The sequence below is a fragment of the Pseudomonas chlororaphis genome (assembly GCF_001921865.1).
Classification (GTDB): domain Bacteria; phylum Pseudomonadota; class Gammaproteobacteria; order Pseudomonadales; family Pseudomonadaceae; genus Aquipseudomonas; species Aquipseudomonas chlororaphis_D.
This window is the reverse complement of sequence record NZ_MSCT01000024.1, coordinates 136,699-150,788: the sequence shown is the minus strand read 5'-3', so window position 1 is coordinate 150,788 and position 14,090 is coordinate 136,699. Positions and strand designations below refer to the sequence as shown.

Annotated in this window: 17 protein-coding genes; 9 read left to right on the top strand and 8 right to left on the bottom strand. The window is 63.9% G+C overall.

The window, feature by feature from the left end; all coding sequences use genetic code 11:
* Nucleotides 1-15 precede the first annotated feature (15 nt).
* From rnk to cyaY, 3 genes are all read right to left on the bottom strand, one after another.
* Nucleotides 16-429: a nucleoside diphosphate kinase regulator gene (gene rnk, locus BTN82_RS29165; protein ID WP_075122456.1), complete on the bottom strand. Its 414-nt coding sequence runs from the start codon at nucleotides 427-429 to the stop codon at nucleotides 16-18.
* Nucleotides 430-570: 141 nt separating this feature from the next.
* Nucleotides 571-804 carry a DUF1289 domain-containing protein gene (locus BTN82_RS29160; protein ID WP_075122455.1) on the bottom strand — a complete coding sequence of 78 codons (234 nt, stop codon included), beginning with the start codon at nucleotides 802-804 and terminating at the stop codon, nucleotides 571-573.
* Between the two features lie 3 nt (nucleotides 805-807).
* Nucleotides 808-1,140, bottom strand: a complete 333-nt coding sequence (cyaY, locus tag BTN82_RS29155) for an iron donor protein CyaY (RefSeq protein ID WP_025807051.1) — start codon at nucleotides 1,138-1,140, stop codon at nucleotides 808-810.
* Between the two features lie 239 nt (nucleotides 1,141-1,379).
* Between cyaY and lptM the strand changes: the two genes are divergently transcribed.
* The 6 genes from lptM to BTN82_RS29120 are packed head-to-tail and all read left to right on the top strand — an operon-like array spanning nucleotide 1,380 to nucleotide 5,966.
* Nucleotides 1,380-1,532 (top strand): LPS translocon maturation chaperone LptM, encoded by a 153-nt coding sequence (gene lptM / locus BTN82_RS29145; RefSeq protein WP_075122454.1) that lies wholly within the window; start codon nucleotides 1,380-1,382, stop codon nucleotides 1,530-1,532.
* Between the two features lie 9 nt (nucleotides 1,533-1,541).
* Nucleotides 1,542-2,789, top strand: a complete 1,248-nt coding sequence (gene lysA / locus BTN82_RS29140) for a diaminopimelate decarboxylase (RefSeq protein ID WP_075122453.1) — start codon at nucleotides 1,542-1,544, stop codon at nucleotides 2,787-2,789.
* A 4-nt stretch (nucleotides 2,790-2,793) separates the two neighbouring features.
* Nucleotides 2,794-3,624, top strand: coding sequence for a diaminopimelate epimerase (gene dapF / locus BTN82_RS29135; protein WP_075122452.1), 831 nt, complete (start codon nucleotides 2,794-2,796; stop codon nucleotides 3,622-3,624).
* Between the two features lie 13 nt (nucleotides 3,625-3,637).
* Nucleotides 3,638-4,363, top strand: coding sequence for a DUF484 family protein (locus BTN82_RS29130; protein ID WP_075122451.1), 726 nt, complete (start codon nucleotides 3,638-3,640; stop codon nucleotides 4,361-4,363).
* Nucleotides 4,364-4,365: 2 nt separating this feature from the next.
* A complete protein-coding gene (gene xerC, locus BTN82_RS29125) occupies nucleotides 4,366-5,262 on the top strand; it encodes a tyrosine recombinase XerC (RefSeq protein WP_075122450.1) in 897 nt (298 codons plus the stop codon).
* Entirely contained in the window at nucleotides 5,262-5,966 is a 705-nt protein-coding gene (locus BTN82_RS29120; protein WP_075122449.1) for an HAD family hydrolase, read from the top strand. Before xerC ends, BTN82_RS29120 begins: the two co-directional genes overlap by 1 nt.
* A gap of 149 nt (nucleotides 5,967-6,115) precedes the next feature.
* Here the strand turns inward: BTN82_RS29120 and sutA are convergent, their stop codons facing one another.
* The 4 genes from sutA to glnK form a co-directional block, all read right to left on the bottom strand.
* Complete coding sequence (gene sutA / locus BTN82_RS29115; protein ID WP_075122448.1) at nucleotides 6,116-6,439, bottom strand: transcriptional regulator SutA; 324 nt, start codon at nucleotides 6,437-6,439, stop codon at nucleotides 6,116-6,118.
* 102 nt (nucleotides 6,440-6,541) lie between these two features.
* The gene (locus BTN82_RS29110; RefSeq protein WP_075122447.1) at nucleotides 6,542-6,967 is read right to left on the bottom strand and encodes a secondary thiamine-phosphate synthase enzyme YjbQ; all 426 of its coding nucleotides are present in this window, start codon (nucleotides 6,965-6,967) and stop codon (nucleotides 6,542-6,544) included.
* Between the two features lie 211 nt (nucleotides 6,968-7,178).
* Nucleotides 7,179-8,516, bottom strand: a complete 1,338-nt coding sequence (locus tag BTN82_RS29105; RefSeq protein ID WP_075122446.1) for an ammonium transporter — start codon at nucleotides 8,514-8,516, stop codon at nucleotides 7,179-7,181.
* 35 nt (nucleotides 8,517-8,551) lie between these two features.
* Nucleotides 8,552-8,890 (bottom strand): P-II family nitrogen regulator, encoded by a 339-nt coding sequence (gene glnK / locus BTN82_RS29100; protein ID WP_002555808.1) that lies wholly within the window; start codon nucleotides 8,888-8,890, stop codon nucleotides 8,552-8,554.
* 417 nt (nucleotides 8,891-9,307) lie between these two features.
* Between glnK and BTN82_RS29095 the strand changes: the two genes are divergently transcribed.
* Complete coding sequence (locus BTN82_RS29095) at nucleotides 9,308-9,568, top strand: accessory factor UbiK family protein (protein WP_075122445.1); 261 nt, start codon at nucleotides 9,308-9,310, stop codon at nucleotides 9,566-9,568.
* 172 nt (nucleotides 9,569-9,740) lie between these two features.
* Nucleotides 9,741-11,234 carry a YifB family Mg chelatase-like AAA ATPase gene (locus BTN82_RS29090; protein WP_075122444.1) on the top strand — a complete coding sequence of 498 codons (1,494 nt, stop codon included), beginning with the start codon at nucleotides 9,741-9,743 and terminating at the stop codon, nucleotides 11,232-11,234.
* Nucleotides 11,235-11,240: 6 nt separating this feature from the next.
* Here BTN82_RS29090 and BTN82_RS29085 read toward each other — a convergent pair whose 3' ends face one another.
* Nucleotides 11,241-12,455 (bottom strand): aldose 1-epimerase family protein, encoded by a 1,215-nt coding sequence (locus BTN82_RS29085; RefSeq protein ID WP_075122443.1) that lies wholly within the window; start codon nucleotides 12,453-12,455, stop codon nucleotides 11,241-11,243.
* Between the two features lie 285 nt (nucleotides 12,456-12,740).
* Between BTN82_RS29085 and BTN82_RS29080 the strand changes: the two genes are divergently transcribed.
* A complete protein-coding gene (locus BTN82_RS29080) occupies nucleotides 12,741-14,087 on the top strand; it encodes an SrfA family protein (protein WP_075122442.1) in 1,347 nt (448 codons plus the stop codon).
* Nucleotides 14,088-14,090 lie beyond the last annotated feature (3 nt).

Here is a 14,090-nt window from a genome sequence, read left to right as displayed (position 1 = left end):
TGCTCGCGGGCCCGATCAGAGGTGAAAGTCGCCCGCCGCTTCCGGTTGGTATTCCACTTCCAGCAGGGTCAGCTTCAGGGTCTTGCCGCCAGGAGCCGGCCAGTCGATGTACTGCCCGACCTGCAGGCCCAGCAGGGCGCTGCCCACTGGTGCGAGGATCGAGATCCGGCCTTCGTCGGCGTTGGCGTCCTGTGGGTACACCAGGGTCAGGTGGTAGTCCTTGCCGCTGCCCTCTTCGCGGCAATGCACGCGCGAATTCATGGTCACGACACCGGCCGGGACTTCATCGTGGCCCACCAGGGTTTCGGCGCGGTCCAGCTCGGCCTGCAACGCGACGACGCCAGGCAGCGTGTCGTCCAGGCTGTCGATCAGGCGCTCCAGACGCTGCACGTCAAGGCGGGTGAGAATGATGGAAGGTTCGGTGCTCATGATCCAGGAAGACTCCTTTTTTCGGCACAAAAAAACAAAACCCCGTCCAGATAAGACGGGGTTTTCACCGGCCTCGATGTGGCGAGGCGAAGCTGGACACTATCACAGCATCCTGAAGAAACAAACCGTACAAGTACGAACCTACAGCTCCCCTGCCGCTACGGCCCGCTTGCGCTGCAGCGCCTGGGTACAGATCTCTCGCCGTCGCGCGTCGTCCGCCGAACGCCATTCGCGAATGTCTTCGACATGCCGGAAACAGCCCTTGCAGACTTTTTCCTCGTCGAGCCGGCACAGGCTGATGCAGGGCGAGGCCACGGCCGGGCTGACATTGCTGTACAGCGGCTTGGGCGGTCGTACGGGGGCGGCTTGCGTCACGCGTCAGAGCCCTTCGAACTCAAGCTTGATATCGGCCTGCTCGAGGACGATGCGCTCGAGCATCTCGCCAAGCTGCTCTTCGCTCTTGTCGCACATCCAGCGCTCGCTTTCTTCGTCGTAGTCGAAGTGGAAACCGCCGGAGCGCGCCGCCAGCCACAGCTGACGCAACGGTTCCTGGCGGCTGAAGATCACCTGGCTGCCGTTTTCGAACTTGACGGTGAGCACGCCGGCGGAACTCTCCAGATCGATATCCAGGTCGCTTTCGTCGAAAATGTCCTCCAGCGTCTGCTGGGTGGCATCGACCAGATCGTGAAAACGGGCTTCAGTCAAACTCATTGCGGGAACCTCGGAAAGTGTCTACTCACGCTCAAGCGCCGCAAGATACGGGCGCATCCAGGCGAATGCAAAGGATACCGATCATGGGCGCGCACAGGACAGAAAATATCCCCGCGCCCAGCGCTCTCAGCGCCTGCACCCGGGGCAAAGGCCCGCCCGACGGGTATTCCAGCGCATAGGCAAGCCGCCGGGTGGCCGGTATACTCGGGCGCAATTAACGCATTCTCAAGGATTTCGCCATGAAGCGCCTGATCTCTTCCCTTGCTGCGCTCGTCGCGGTTGCCTGCCTTGTCACTGCCTGCGGCCAAAAAGGCCCGTTGTATCTACCCGATGACAGCAAATCCGCTGACGAGCAGGGTCATTCCCAGTCGCACAAGCACGACACCAACTAAGGGAACCCCATGGACGCTTTTAACTACCGCGACGGTCAGCTGTTCGCGGAAGGTGTAGCGTTGTCCGCCATTGCCGAGCGCTTTGGCACGCCGACCTACGTCTATTCCCGAGCGCATATCGAAGCCCAGTACCGTGCGTACGCCGATGCCCTCGCCGGCATGCCGCACCTGGTCTGCTTCGCGGTAAAGGCCAACTCCAACCTGGGCGTATTGAATGTCCTGGCGCGCCTGGGCGCCGGTTTCGACATCGTTTCCCGGGGTGAGCTGGAACGCGTCCTGGCAGCTGGCGGCGCGGCCGACAAGATCGTGTTCTCCGGCGTCGGCAAGACCCGCGACGACATGCGTCGCGCCCTGGAAGTCGGCGTGCACTGCTTCAACGTGGAGTCCAGCGACGAGCTGGAGCGCCTGCAACAGGTGGCCGCCGAGCTGGGCGTTCGTGCGCCGGTCTCGCTGCGGGTCAACCCGGACGTGGACGCCGGCACCCACCCGTACATCTCCACCGGCCTCAAGGAAAACAAGTTCGGTATCGCCATTGCCGCCGCCGAGGATGTGTACATCCGCGCCGCGCAACTACCGAACCTGGAAGTGATCGGCGTCGATTGCCATATCGGCTCGCAACTGACCACCCTGGCCCCGTTCATCGATGCCCTCGATCGTCTGCTGGACCTGGTCGACCGCCTGGGCGAATGCGGCATCTACCTTCGCCACATCGACCTCGGTGGCGGCCTGGGCGTGCGTTACCGCGATGAAGAGCCGCCGCTGGCCGCCGACTATGTCAAGGCCGTGCGCGAGCGCCTCGACGGTCGCGACCTGGAGCTGGTCTTCGAGCCTGGCCGCTTCATCGTCGCCAATGCCGGCGTCCTGCTGACCCGGGTCGAGTACCTCAAGCACACCGAACACAAGGACTTCGCCATCGTCGATGCGGCGATGAACGACCTGATCCGCCCGGCCCTGTACCAGGCCTGGATGGATGTCAGCGCCGTACGCCCGCGCACCGCCGAAGCCCGCACCTACGACATCGTCGGCCCGATCTGCGAAACCGGCGACTTCCTGGCCAAGGAACGTCAGTTGGCACTGGAAGAAGGCGACCTGCTGGCCGTGCATTCGGCCGGCGCCTACGGTTTCGTCATGAGCTCCAACTACAACACCCGCGGTCGCGCTGCTGAAGTGCTGGTCGATGGTGAACAGGCTGTTGAAGTGCGTCGCCGCGAGACGGTAGCCGAGTTGTTCGCTGGCGAAAGCCTGCTGCCGGAGTAAGCCCATGCTGCTGCGTTTTACCAAGATGCACGGCCTGGGCAACGACTTCATGGTCCTCGACCTGGTCAGCCAGCACGCGCACATCCTGCCCAAACATGCCAAGCAATGGGGCGATCGCAATACCGGTGTCGGTTTCGACCAGTTGCTGATCGTCGAAGCGCCGAGCAACCCGGACGTGGATTTCCGCTACCGGATCTTCAACTCCGACGGTTCCGAAGTGGAGCAATGCGGTAACGGTGCCCGTTGCTTCGCCCGTTTCGTCCTCGACAAACGCCTGACCACCAAGCGCCAGATCCGCGTCGAGACCAAAAGCGGCATCATCGAACTGGATGTGCGCAATGACGGGCAAATCAGCGTCGACATGGGTGCGCCGCGCCTGGTGCCCGAGCAGATTCCGTTCGTGGCGTCGGCCCAGGCCCCGAGTTATCAGGTCGACGTCGACGGCCAGGGCGTCGAGCTGGCCGCCGTCTCCATGGGCAACCCCCATGCCGTGCTACGGGTCAGCGATATCAACAGCGCGCCGGTGCATGAACTGGGACCGAAGATCGAACATCACCCGCGCTTCCCGGCACGGGTCAATGTCGGTTTCCTCCAGGTCATCGACCGGCAGCGCGCGCAGTTGCGGGTTTGGGAACGCGGCGCTGGGGAAACCCAGGCCTGCGGTACCGGAGCCTGCGCCGCCGCAGTGGCTGCGATCAGCCAGGGGTGGATGGATTCGCCGCTATTGATCGACCTGCCGGGCGGGCGCCTGTCCATTGAATGGGCGGGCCCTGGCCAACCGGTGAAGATGACCGGCCCGGCAGTACGCGTATACGAAGGACAGGTGCGTCTTTGAATGAGCGAAAACCATGACCGATAAGCCTCAGGTTCCAGCCGAACAACCCGACGAATGCCCTTCCGAAAACCTGGAGGCCGCGGCGATCGCCGCGTACCTGGAGGCTCACCCGGACTTCTTCGTCGAGCACGAAGAACTGCTCCCGGCCTTGCGCATTCCCCATCAGCGCGGCGACACCATCTCGCTGGTGGAGCGGCAGATGAAGATCCTGCGCGAGCGCAACATCGAGATGCGCCACCGGCTTTCGCAGTTGATGGATGTGGCCCGCGACAACGACCGGCTCTTCGAGAAGACCCGCCGCCTGATTCTGGCGCTGATGGATGCCAACAGCCTGGAAGACGTGGTGATCAGTGTCGAAGACAGCCTGCGCCAGGATTTCCAGGTGCCTTTCGTCAGCCTGATCCTGTTCAGCGACAGCACCCTGCCGGTAGGCCGCTGGGTCACCGCGGCAGACGCCCAGACCGCCATCGGCGGTTTGCTGACCGAAGGCAAGAGCGTCAGCGGCAGCCTGCGCGAGCATGAACTGGACTTCCTGTTCGGCGAAGAACAGCGCCAGCAGATCGGCTCTAGCGCAGTGGTCGCCATCGCCCACCAGGGCATTCATGGCGTGCTGGCCATCGCCAGCCGCGATCCGCAGCACTACAAAAGCTCGGTGGGAACGCTGTTCCTCAGCTACATCGCCGAAGTCATGGGCCGCGTGCTGCCGCGCTTCACTCACTCGCTACGCTCGGTACGCTGACCGTGGAACGGCAGCTGGACGCCTACTGCGCGCACCTGCGCAGTGAGCGCCAAGTGTCGCCCCATACGCTGGCGGCCTACCGCCGCGACCTCGACAAGGTGCTGGCGTTCTGCGCCAAACAGCAGGTTTCCAGCTGGTCCGACCTGGATATCCAAGGCCTGCGCAGCATGATCGCGCGCTTGCATCAGCAAGGGCAGTCCTCCCGCAGCCTGGCGCGCCTGCTCTCCGCCGTGCGCGGCCTGTACCACTACCTGAACCGCGAAGGCCTGTGCGATCACGACCCGGCCAACGGCCTGGCGCCACCCAAGGGCGAACGTCGCCTGCCCAAGACCCTGGACACTGACCGGGCTTTGCAGCTGCTCGACGGCGCGGTAGAGGATGATTTTCTCGCGCACCGCGACCAGGCGATTCTCGAACTGTTCTATTCCTCGGGGCTACGCCTGTCGGAGCTGACCAGCCTCGACCTCGATCAGCTGGACCTGGCCGATGGCCTGGTCCAGGTCCACGGAAAGGGCAGCAAGACCCGGGTCCTGCCGGTCGGCAAGAAAGCCCGCGAGGCCTTGCAGCTCTGGCTGCCACTGCGAGCCCTGAGCAACCCGCCGGACGACGCGGTGTTCGTCAGCCAGCAGGGCCGGCGCCTGGGGCCGCGGGCGATCCAGCTGCGGGTCAAGGCCGCCGGCGAACGCGAGCTGGGGCAGAACCTGCATCCGCACATGCTGCGTCACTCCTTTGCCAGCCATATGCTGGAGTCCTCCCAGGACCTGCGCGCCGTCCAGGAACTGCTGGGGCACTCGGACATCAAGACCACCCAGATCTACACCCACCTGGACTTCCAGCACCTGGCGGCGGTCTACGACAGCGCCCACCCACGGGCCAAACGCAACAAAGGCGGTGAGTAATGACGATCAAGCTGATCACCTTCGACCTCGACGATACGCTGTGGGATACCGCGCCCGTGATCGTCAGCGCCGAAGCCGTGCTGCGCCAATGGCTGACCGACCACGCGCCGCAGCTGGGCGGCGTGCCGGTGGAGCATCTATGGGCCATTCGCGAGCGGGTGCTGAACGCCAGGCCGGAACTCAAATACCGCATCAGCGCCCTGCGCCGCCAGGTGCTGTTCCATGCCCTGGAGGAGGCCGGCTACGAGCAGGGCCAAGCCAATGCATTGGCCGACCAGAGTTTTGAAGTGTTCTTGCAGGCGCGGCATCAACTGGAGATATTCCCCGAGGTCCAGCCGACCCTGGAAGCGCTGGCCAACCACTTCGCCCTGGGCGTGGTCACTAACGGCAACGCCGATGTGCGTCGCCTGGGGCTGGCGGACTACTTCAAGTTCGCCCTGTGTGCGGAAGATATCGGCATCGCCAAGCCCGATTCGCGGCTGTTTCACGAGGCCCTGCAGCGGGGCGGGGCCACCCCGGATACCGCCGTGCACATTGGCGACCATCCGGGCGACGACATCGCCGGAGCCCAGCAGGCTGGACTGCGGGCCATCTGGTTCAACCCGACGGGCAGGACCTGGGAGGCCGACCGCCTGCCGGATGCGCAAATCCGCAGCCTGACCGAGCTGCCGAAGCTGCTGGCGCGCTGGCACAGCGGCGCCTGACCTGAGGTTATCGCGAGCAAGCTTCGCTCCTACAGACGACTGCGTACTCCTCGTTCGCGATCACCGTGCAGCGCTGCCATTCCCTGAAAGGCGCCCATGAAAAAGCCCGCAGCGACGGCGGGCTTTTTCAGCAAGCAAGTGGCGAGGGCTCAGATAGGCCGGCTACCGTACTTGTTATCGGGCTTCTTGGGCGGGTCGGCAACCACATTGGCCTCGACTTCCTGCACTTTGCCGCCACGGGCCAGGAACTCCTCCATGGCGCGCGCCAGGGCATCACGCTCTTTGTTCTTGGCTTCGACGCTCGGCAGTTCGTCTACCGAGACGGCAGCCTTGGCCTTGCCTTTGGCGGCCGGGGCAGGAGCATCACCGCCATCGTCTTCCGCCGCATCGTCGGCGGCCGCTTCAAGACCTTCCTCGGCTTCGTCTTCGTCGCCTACTTCGAGGTCGTCGTTTTCCAGATCATCGTCGCTCATGTTCTACCTCATGACTTGCGAAAAGCAGATTAGTTATAGCCCAGCTGAGCCGACTGTCGAAGGCCGCTGGAAAAAATTCAACGTCCACTGATAACCAGCGGCTTATGCCTTATCACCGTATAAGGTGGCAAGGACTTTGCGGGCACCGCCATGATCACGATGCTCGCCCAGATAAACGCCTTGCCAGCTGCCTAACGCCAAGCGACCCGCCGAGACCGGCAAGCTCAATTGACAGCCTAGCAAACTGGCCTTGAAGTGCGCCGGCAGATCATCGGGCCCTTCGTCGTCATGTTCATACCCGGCTACGCCTTGTGGCGCCAGGGTGTTGAAGAAACGCTCGAAGTCCCGACGAACAGCAGGATCGGCGTTCTCGTTGATGGTCAACGAGGCCGAGGTATGCTGCAGCCACAAATGCAACAGACCGACCCGACATGCCTTCAGTTCGGGCAGGCCGGCGAGCAACTCGTCCGTTACCAGATGAAAGCCCCGGGGCCTTGCCCGCAGGGTAATCAGAGTCTGTTGCCACATACAGTTCTCCGCACATTCGGCGCGCATTCTAGCGCGCTCTGGAAAAAAACAAAGTGTCGAATATTCCTCCAATGCTGTAAGTCATTGACTCGAAAAAAAAGCCGTCGGCAAACAGGCTGGCAAGCTCTGGAAAAAACCTTTCAGCTGTCTATCAATGACAAAACCCGGGCAAAAAAATGCCCGGCAAGCCGGGCACTTTTTTCTCGCGAGATTACAGGTTGTAACCGCGCTCGTTGTGTTGCGCCAGGTCGAGGCCGACCGACTCTTCTTCCTCGGTGACACGCAGCCCCATGACCACATCCAGCACCTTGAGGATGATGAAGGTCACGATCGCGGTGTAGATCACCGTGAAGCCCACGCCTTTGCACTGGATCCACACTTGTGCGGCGATGTCGGTTACGGTGCCGAAGCCGCCCAGCGACGGCGCGGCGAACACACCGGTAAGGATCGCGCCGAGGATGCCGCCGATACCGTGCACGCCGAAGGCGTCCAGGGAATCGTCGTAGCCCAGCTTGCGTTTCAGGGTGGTTGCGCAGAAGAAGCACACCACGCCTGCCGCCAGGCCAATCACCAGGGCGCCCATCGGGCCCACGGTACCGGCGGCCGGAGTGATGGCGACCAGACCGGCGACCACGCCCGAAGCAATCCCCAGGGCGCTTGGCTTACCGTGGGTCAGCCACTCGGCGAACATCCAGCCCAGCGCCGCGGCGGCGGTGGCGATCTGGGTCACCAGCATCGCCATGCCGGCGGTGCCGTTGGCGGCGGCGGCGGAACCGGCGTTGAAACCGAACCAGCCGATCCACAGCATGGCCGCGCCCATCAGGGTGTAGCCGAGGTTGTGCGGCGCCATCGGCGTGGTCGGGAAGCCTTTACGCTTGCCCAGTACCAGGCAAGCCACGAGGCCCGCGACACCGGCGTTGATGTGCACCACGGTGCCGCCGGCGAAGTCCAGCACGCCCCAGTCCCACATCAGGCCGCCGTTGCCGGACCAGACCATGTGGGCGATCGGCGCGTAGACCAGGGTGAACCAGATAGCCATGAACACCAGCATGGCGGAGAACTTCATCCGCTCGGCGAAGGCACCGACGATCAGTGCTGGAGTAATGATGGCGAAGGTCATCTGGAAGGTGATGAACACCGCCTCGGGGAACAGCGCCGCGGGGCCGGTCACGCTGGCTGGCGTGACGCCGGCGAGGAACGCCTTGCCCATGCCGCCGACGAAGGAGTTGAAGTTGACGACGCCCTGCTCCATGCCGGTGGTGTCGAACGCGATACTGTAGCCATAAATGACCCACAGGATGCTGATCAGACCGGTAATGGCGAAGCACTGCATCATCACGGAAAGAATGTTTTTCGAGCGCACCATGCCGCCGTAGAACAGCGCCAGGCCGGGAATGGTCATGAACAGCACCAGGGCCGTCGAGGTCAGCATCCAGGCGGTGTCACCGGAATTGAGGACTGGAGCCGCCACTTCGTCTGCCGCCATGGCCAGGCCGGGCATTACGAGGGACAAAAGGGCTCCTAGCCCTGCGATTTTACGCAGAGTCATATTGTTTTCTCCTGGGGCGTTGGGTTTGGGGCGGCTTAGATCGCGTCGGTATCGGTTTCGCCGGTACGGATGCGAATAGCCTGTTCCAGATTGACCACGAAGATCTTGCCGTCACCGATCTTGCCGGTGTTGGCGGCCTTGGTTATCGCCTCGATGACCCGGTCAAGATCCTTGTCGTCGATGGCGACATCGATCTTCACCTTGGGCAGGAAGTCGACCACATACTCAGCACCGCGATACAGCTCGGTGTGCCCCTTCTGCCGACCGAAGCCTTTGACCTCGGTAACGGTAATGCCCTGCACGCCGATTTCGGACAGCGACTCGCGCACGTCGTCCAACTTGAACGGCTTGATGATGGCAGTGACTAGCTTCATGAAACTCTCTCCCGAATTGGTGGACTTGCCCCAGGAAAACAAACCCGACTCAAGTCTAAGCGCAGTGCCTGGCTTTGTAACGCATCGTCGGCCGTCCTCGACCAGACCGACGCCAGCTAACCGCTCCTGGCGAAACACTTCCCCCGTTCCGCCTGTCGCACTGCATTCGCCACAACGACTGCATCAGTGCATGGGTCATCAGCGACTAAGCAGAAACCTTGCCATTTCGTGAAAACCCATTGATTTCAGTCCTTTGCTCATCGTGCGCAAAACCACTTCGCCATCATCGCCGCGGATACGCACAACAACGGTGCGCCGCCGCCCGGAGCAATGCGCGAAAAACGTGCATCGCGCCTGCCCGATTGACTATAGACAGCGCGTGATACACTGCCCGCCATTGTTTTCAGGACACCTCCCATGCTTGCGCCCAAAGACCTCCTCGACGCCCTGAGCGGCCATGCTTCCCGCCTGTTCAGCGGCGACACCCCACTGCCCCGCGCCGAAATCGAAAGCCAGTTCAAGGCCCTGCTGCAAAGCGGTTTCAGCAAGCTGGACCTGGTCAGCCGGGAAGAATTCGACAGTCAGATGGTCGTGCTCGCCCGCACCCGGGCCCGCCTGGAAAGCCTGGAAGCGAAAGTCGCCGAGCTGGAAACCAGGCTCAATCCGAGCGAGCAATAACCCCCGCCGCCACATGACGATTCGCCGCATCGAACCGGGTCGGTCCCATGACCGGCTCGGCTGAAGCGCCCGCCGCAACATCCTGAGTCCATTTACCGACACGGCAATGCCCCCGCCGGGGCTAGGCTTGCACAACCGCAGGACGCGGTTTCCCAGCCTCAAGGAACGAGTCATGTCTCTGGCCATCGTCCACAGCCGTGCCCAGACCGGCGTGCAAGCGCCAGCCGTGTCGGTCGAAGTACACCTCGCCAACGGCCTGCCGGCGCTGACCCTGGTGGGCCTGCCCGAGGCCGCGGTCAAGGAAAGCAAGGACCGGGTGCGCAGCGCCATTCTCAATTCCGGTTTCGATTTCCCCGCCCGGCGCATCACCCTCAACCTCGCCCCGGCCGACCTGCCCAAGGACGGCGGACGCTTCGACCTGGCTATCGCCCTGGGCATTCTCGCCGCCAGCGTGCAGGTGCCGACCCTGGCTCTGGAGGAGGTCGAATGCCTCGGCGAGCTGGCGCTGTCCGGCGCGGTGCGCCCGGTACGCGGCGTGCTGCCAGCGGCCCTCGCCGCGCGCCAGGCCGGACGCACGCTGATGGTGCCGCGCGCCAATGCCGAGGAAGCCTGCCTGGCCTCGGGGCTGCGGGTGATCGCGGTCGAGCACCTGCTCGAAGCCGCCGCCCACCTCAACGGCCACACGCCCATCGAGCCCTATGCCTCGAACGGCCTGGCCTACCGGAGCCAGCCCTACCCCGACCTCAACGAAGTGCAGGGCCAACTGGCCGCCAAGCGGGCGCTGCTGGTGGCCGCGGCCGGCGCGCACAACCTGCTGTTCAGCGGCCCGCCGGGCACCGGCAAGACCTTGCTGGCCAGCCGCCTGCCCGGCCTGCTGCCACCCCTGGAAGAACAGGAAGCGCTGGAAGTGGCCGCCATCCAGTCGGTCGCCAGCCACATTCCCTTGAGCCATTGGCCGCAACGGCCTTTTCGCCAGCCCCACCACTCGGCTTCGGGGCCGGCGCTGGTCGGCGGCGGCTCGAAACCGCAGCCTGGGGAAATCACCCTGGCCCACCACGGTGTGCTGTTTCTCGATGAATTGCCGGAGTTCGATCGCAAGGTCTTGGAGGTGCTGCGCGAGCCGCTGGAGTCTGGCCAGATCGTCATTGCCCGGGCCCGCGACCGGGTGCATTTTCCGGCGCGTTTTCAGTTGGTGGCGGCGATGAACCCCTGCCCCTGTGGATATCTCGGTGAACCCAGCGGTCGCTGCCGTTGCACCCCGGAACAGATCCAACGTTATCGCAACAAACTCTCCGGGCCGCTGCTCGACCGCATCGACCTGCACCTGACCGTCGCCCGGGAAACCACCGCCCTCAACCCCGAGCCACAGCCTGGGGATAACACCGCACAGGCCGCAGCGCGGGTGGCCAGCGCCCGGGAACGCCAGCAACGACGCCAGGGTTGCGCCAATGCCTTTCTCGACCTGCCCGGCCTGCGCCGGCACTGCAAGTTATCCACAACCGACGAAGCCTGGCTGGAAACCGCCTGCGAGCGCCTGACCCTGTCGCTGCGCGCCGCCCACCGCCTGCTCAAGGTCGCCCGCACCCTGGCGGACCTCGAACAGGCCGAACGAATCAGCCGCGAGCACCTGGCCGAAGCCCTGCAATACCGTCCGCCCGCCAGTTGAGGACGGTCACTCCTTGCTCAGGTCCACCAGCGGAATGGAGCGGACTTCGGTCTGCCGGCCGTTCTGGATCTGCTTGATATCGGCCAGGCTCTTATCCACAGCCGCCTTGTCGGCCAGCAGGCTGTAGCGGATCTGGAACTGCTTGCTCTGCCCGGCGTCGATGGTCGGCACCAGGCCCAGCGGACGCTGGTAGCGGCGGTTATAAGAGAAGCTGGTGCCCGGCTCCAGGCCGGTCACGTAGCCCTGGCCCCGGGTGTCGGTGTTTTTCCACAGGGAGAACACCGGCAACTCCCGGGTATTGAACCCCACTGCCACGCCGAGGCTGCCGGCCTTGTTGTACAGCACCGTCAGGGTGTCGCCCTGGGCATCGGCGTAAGGCACCAGGTTGTAGACGGTTTCGTCGTAGTCCCGGGTCGGGCCGCGGTAGGTCTGCCAGTCCGCGAGGTCGGCCTTGGCCTTGTCGTTGAACGGCGAGACCTGCTTCACCGGGGCAGCGAACTTCGCGCCCTCTTCGAGGAACGGCGTGCTGAAGTTGCTGTGATACAGCGCCTGGTACTCCTTCGGATAGTCGCCGTTGTTGGTCAGGGTGTCGTTGAGGGCAAAACGGGTGCTGCCCGGCTCGGTCACCAGTTCGGTGGCCACCAAGAAGTCGACCTTCTTGAAGGCCTGCTCCTTGAGTTCGCCACGCAGGCTGATGGCGTAAGGCGGTTGTTCGTCGATATGCAGGGTGACCTTGCTGGCCGGAATGTTCGCCGCGCGGCCGTGCAGGGTCAGTAGCTCGCCGTTGTCCACGCCCGGGTGCCCGACCCATTCGTAGCCGCAACGGGTCACCAGCTCGTTGAAGCCTTCCAGCCAGCCAAGGCCGCCGCGACCGTTCAACTCGATGAACGCCGGGTTGACCACTTCCTTGACCGGCGAATCCCAGCCCATGCGGACATTCCCCACCGACGCCTGCAAGACGTTCATGCCGCGGGTCGGCACCACCGAGAGTTTCATCGTGCCGTTGTCGATATCGACAATGCTCACTCCCTCCTGGCGCCCGCCATGCAGGGTGCGCAGGCTGATCGAAAAGGGCGTGGCGCTTTTCACCCCCAACTGCGCGCTGGTGATATGAACGTCCTGCGCGGCCTTGTCGCTATCGAGCAGGACATAATCCCAGGCCATGGCGTGGGAAGCGGCGGCGAATGCACAGAAAGCGACCAGCAGTTTGAGCAGTGTCATGGGGATCAGCCTTTATTGGAGTTGTGCGGTTTTTATAGCGCGGATGAATCGTTTCAGCAAACACTTGGACAAACGTCCTCGCCAACCCCTCAAGCCACGGCTGGTCAGCTTCTCCGTCAAATCAGTGCACACGCTTGTCATCCCATGACACACTCGCCAGCGCGGCCACCAATGTCACATTGACGACGACATCATTCTGACATTAAGGTCGCCAGCTAAATTTAGGGAGCAAGCACAGGCGTCCTGCCTGTCTTTAATTTGCGCGAATGAGCACATGGAGTCTGGATGCGCGGGGCACTATTACGCAGCGGTAAGAGCGGGTCATTCACTGCCTTGGGCGAAACAGGCCAGCCGGTCTATAGAGCGGCCCTGCAATTGCGCGAAGCCATTCGCCGCAAGAACCCCGAGATGGTCGACCACCTGGCCATCCCGCAAAGCGACGAGTTGGGCAACCAGATCGACTGGTACAGCGGCATGCCCGGCGACGTCATCCCCTGGAGCAGCGCGACCGAAGAGGAGCGCGCGCCCGCCCGCGTCCAGCTCGCGGCCCTCAAGACCGCGCTCGAAGAGCTGAGCCAGCGCTTCCTCGGCGACGACCCCGCCGAACAGCAGGGCGACAAGGCCGTGTTCGGCAAACTGCTCAAGCGCGTGATTCATTTCCCCGACGAAAACTTCGTATACCTGGTAAACGGCAAGCCGGTCCTGACCTTCTGGGGCTTCGAGCACGCCGACGCCGATCGCAACCGCGATCCGCTGCACTGCCTGCAGGCTCCCGCCGCGGCACCGCCGGTGGCTCCCGTTGTGGCGCCCCTGACCGCCGCGGCCGCCGTAGCGCCTGTCGTCGCCCGTCCCTGGTGGCGGCGCTGGTGGTGGCTGTTGCCGCTGCTCCTGTTGCTACTACTCCTGCTGCTATTGGGCCTGCGTGGCTGCATCCCCGGCGTACCGCTGGTGACGTTGCCGACGCTGGGCATACAGCATGAAGAACCCGTGGCCGACGCGACGCTGGACAGCACGGCCCTGCCTACGGTCAACGGTGTGGTCGCACCCGGCACGACCGTGGTCGGCAACGGCGCAACCCTGGCCACCGAGACTCCAGTGGTGGGCGGGGCAAACGAAGCCGCGGCGCCGGCGGACGTCAAGGTCGATCCGGCCGCCCCATCGAACGCGCCAACACCAGACAACCCGGCGCAAGACGCCGCTGTTGCGCCAGCACAAAACCCGTCAGCCGCCGTGCCGCCCCCGGCAACCCCGCCCGCGGGTCCGCCCCTGAGCATCCCGGCCAACAGCGCCGACGGCGTGGCCGACTTCCTCAACGGCCAGTACCGCGCGGGCGCCGGCATCCAGGACCGACGTACCGGCAAGCCGCTGCGCCTGGAGTACCAGTTCAAGGACGGCAAGGGCCAGGTCACCGTGCGGCGCGCCAATGGCGTCAACTGCACCGGCCCGGTCACCGCAGCCATGAATAAAGGCAGCCTGTCCATCGACAGCCAAGGCCAGGCCGTCTGCGCCGACGGCAGCACCTACGACATGCCAAAGGTCGACTGTCGGCAGGGCGCGACCAGCGTCGCGGACTGCACCGGCGGTTATGGAAACGAGAAATTCCCCTTGTCCATGCGGCAGACGGGCGAATAAGAC

Bases quoted from the DNA above. Each gene is read 5' to 3' on its own strand.
- BTN82_RS29090 (WP_075122444.1), top strand. From the start codon at position 9,741: ATGTCTCTGGCCATCGTCCACAGCCGTGCCCAGACCGGCGTGCAAGCG.
- BTN82_RS29080 (WP_075122442.1), top strand. From the start codon at position 12,741: ATGCGCGGGGCACTATTACGCAGCGGTAAGAGCGGGTCATTCACTGCC.
- BTN82_RS29130 (WP_075122451.1), top strand. From the start codon at position 3,638: ATGACCGATAAGCCTCAGGTTCCAGCCGAACAACCCGACGAATGCCCT.
- dapF (WP_075122452.1), top strand. From the start codon at position 2,794: ATGCTGCTGCGTTTTACCAAGATGCACGGCCTGGGCAACGACTTCATG.
- glnK (WP_002555808.1), bottom strand. From the start codon at position 8,890: ATGAAGCTAGTCACTGCCATCATCAAGCCGTTCAAGTTGGACGACGTG.
- BTN82_RS29110 (WP_075122447.1), bottom strand. From the start codon at position 6,967: ATGTGGCAACAGACTCTGATTACCCTGCGGGCAAGGCCCCGGGGCTTT.
- BTN82_RS29120 (WP_075122449.1), top strand. From the start codon at position 5,262: ATGACGATCAAGCTGATCACCTTCGACCTCGACGATACGCTGTGGGAT.
- BTN82_RS29085 (WP_075122443.1), bottom strand. From the start codon at position 12,455: ATGACACTGCTCAAACTGCTGGTCGCTTTCTGTGCATTCGCCGCCGCT.
- sutA (WP_075122448.1), bottom strand. From the start codon at position 6,439: ATGAGCGACGATGATCTGGAAAACGACGACCTCGAAGTAGGCGACGAA.
- BTN82_RS29095 (WP_075122445.1), top strand. From the start codon at position 9,308: ATGCTTGCGCCCAAAGACCTCCTCGACGCCCTGAGCGGCCATGCTTCC.
- lptM (WP_075122454.1), top strand. From the start codon at position 1,380: ATGAAGCGCCTGATCTCTTCCCTTGCTGCGCTCGTCGCGGTTGCCTGC.
- rnk (WP_075122456.1), bottom strand. From the start codon at position 429: ATGAGCACCGAACCTTCCATCATTCTCACCCGCCTTGACGTGCAGCGT.
- BTN82_RS29105 (WP_075122446.1), bottom strand. From the start codon at position 8,516: ATGACTCTGCGTAAAATCGCAGGGCTAGGAGCCCTTTTGTCCCTCGTA.
- lysA (WP_075122453.1), top strand. From the start codon at position 1,542: ATGGACGCTTTTAACTACCGCGACGGTCAGCTGTTCGCGGAAGGTGTA.
- cyaY (WP_025807051.1), bottom strand. From the start codon at position 1,140: ATGAGTTTGACTGAAGCCCGTTTTCACGATCTGGTCGATGCCACCCAG.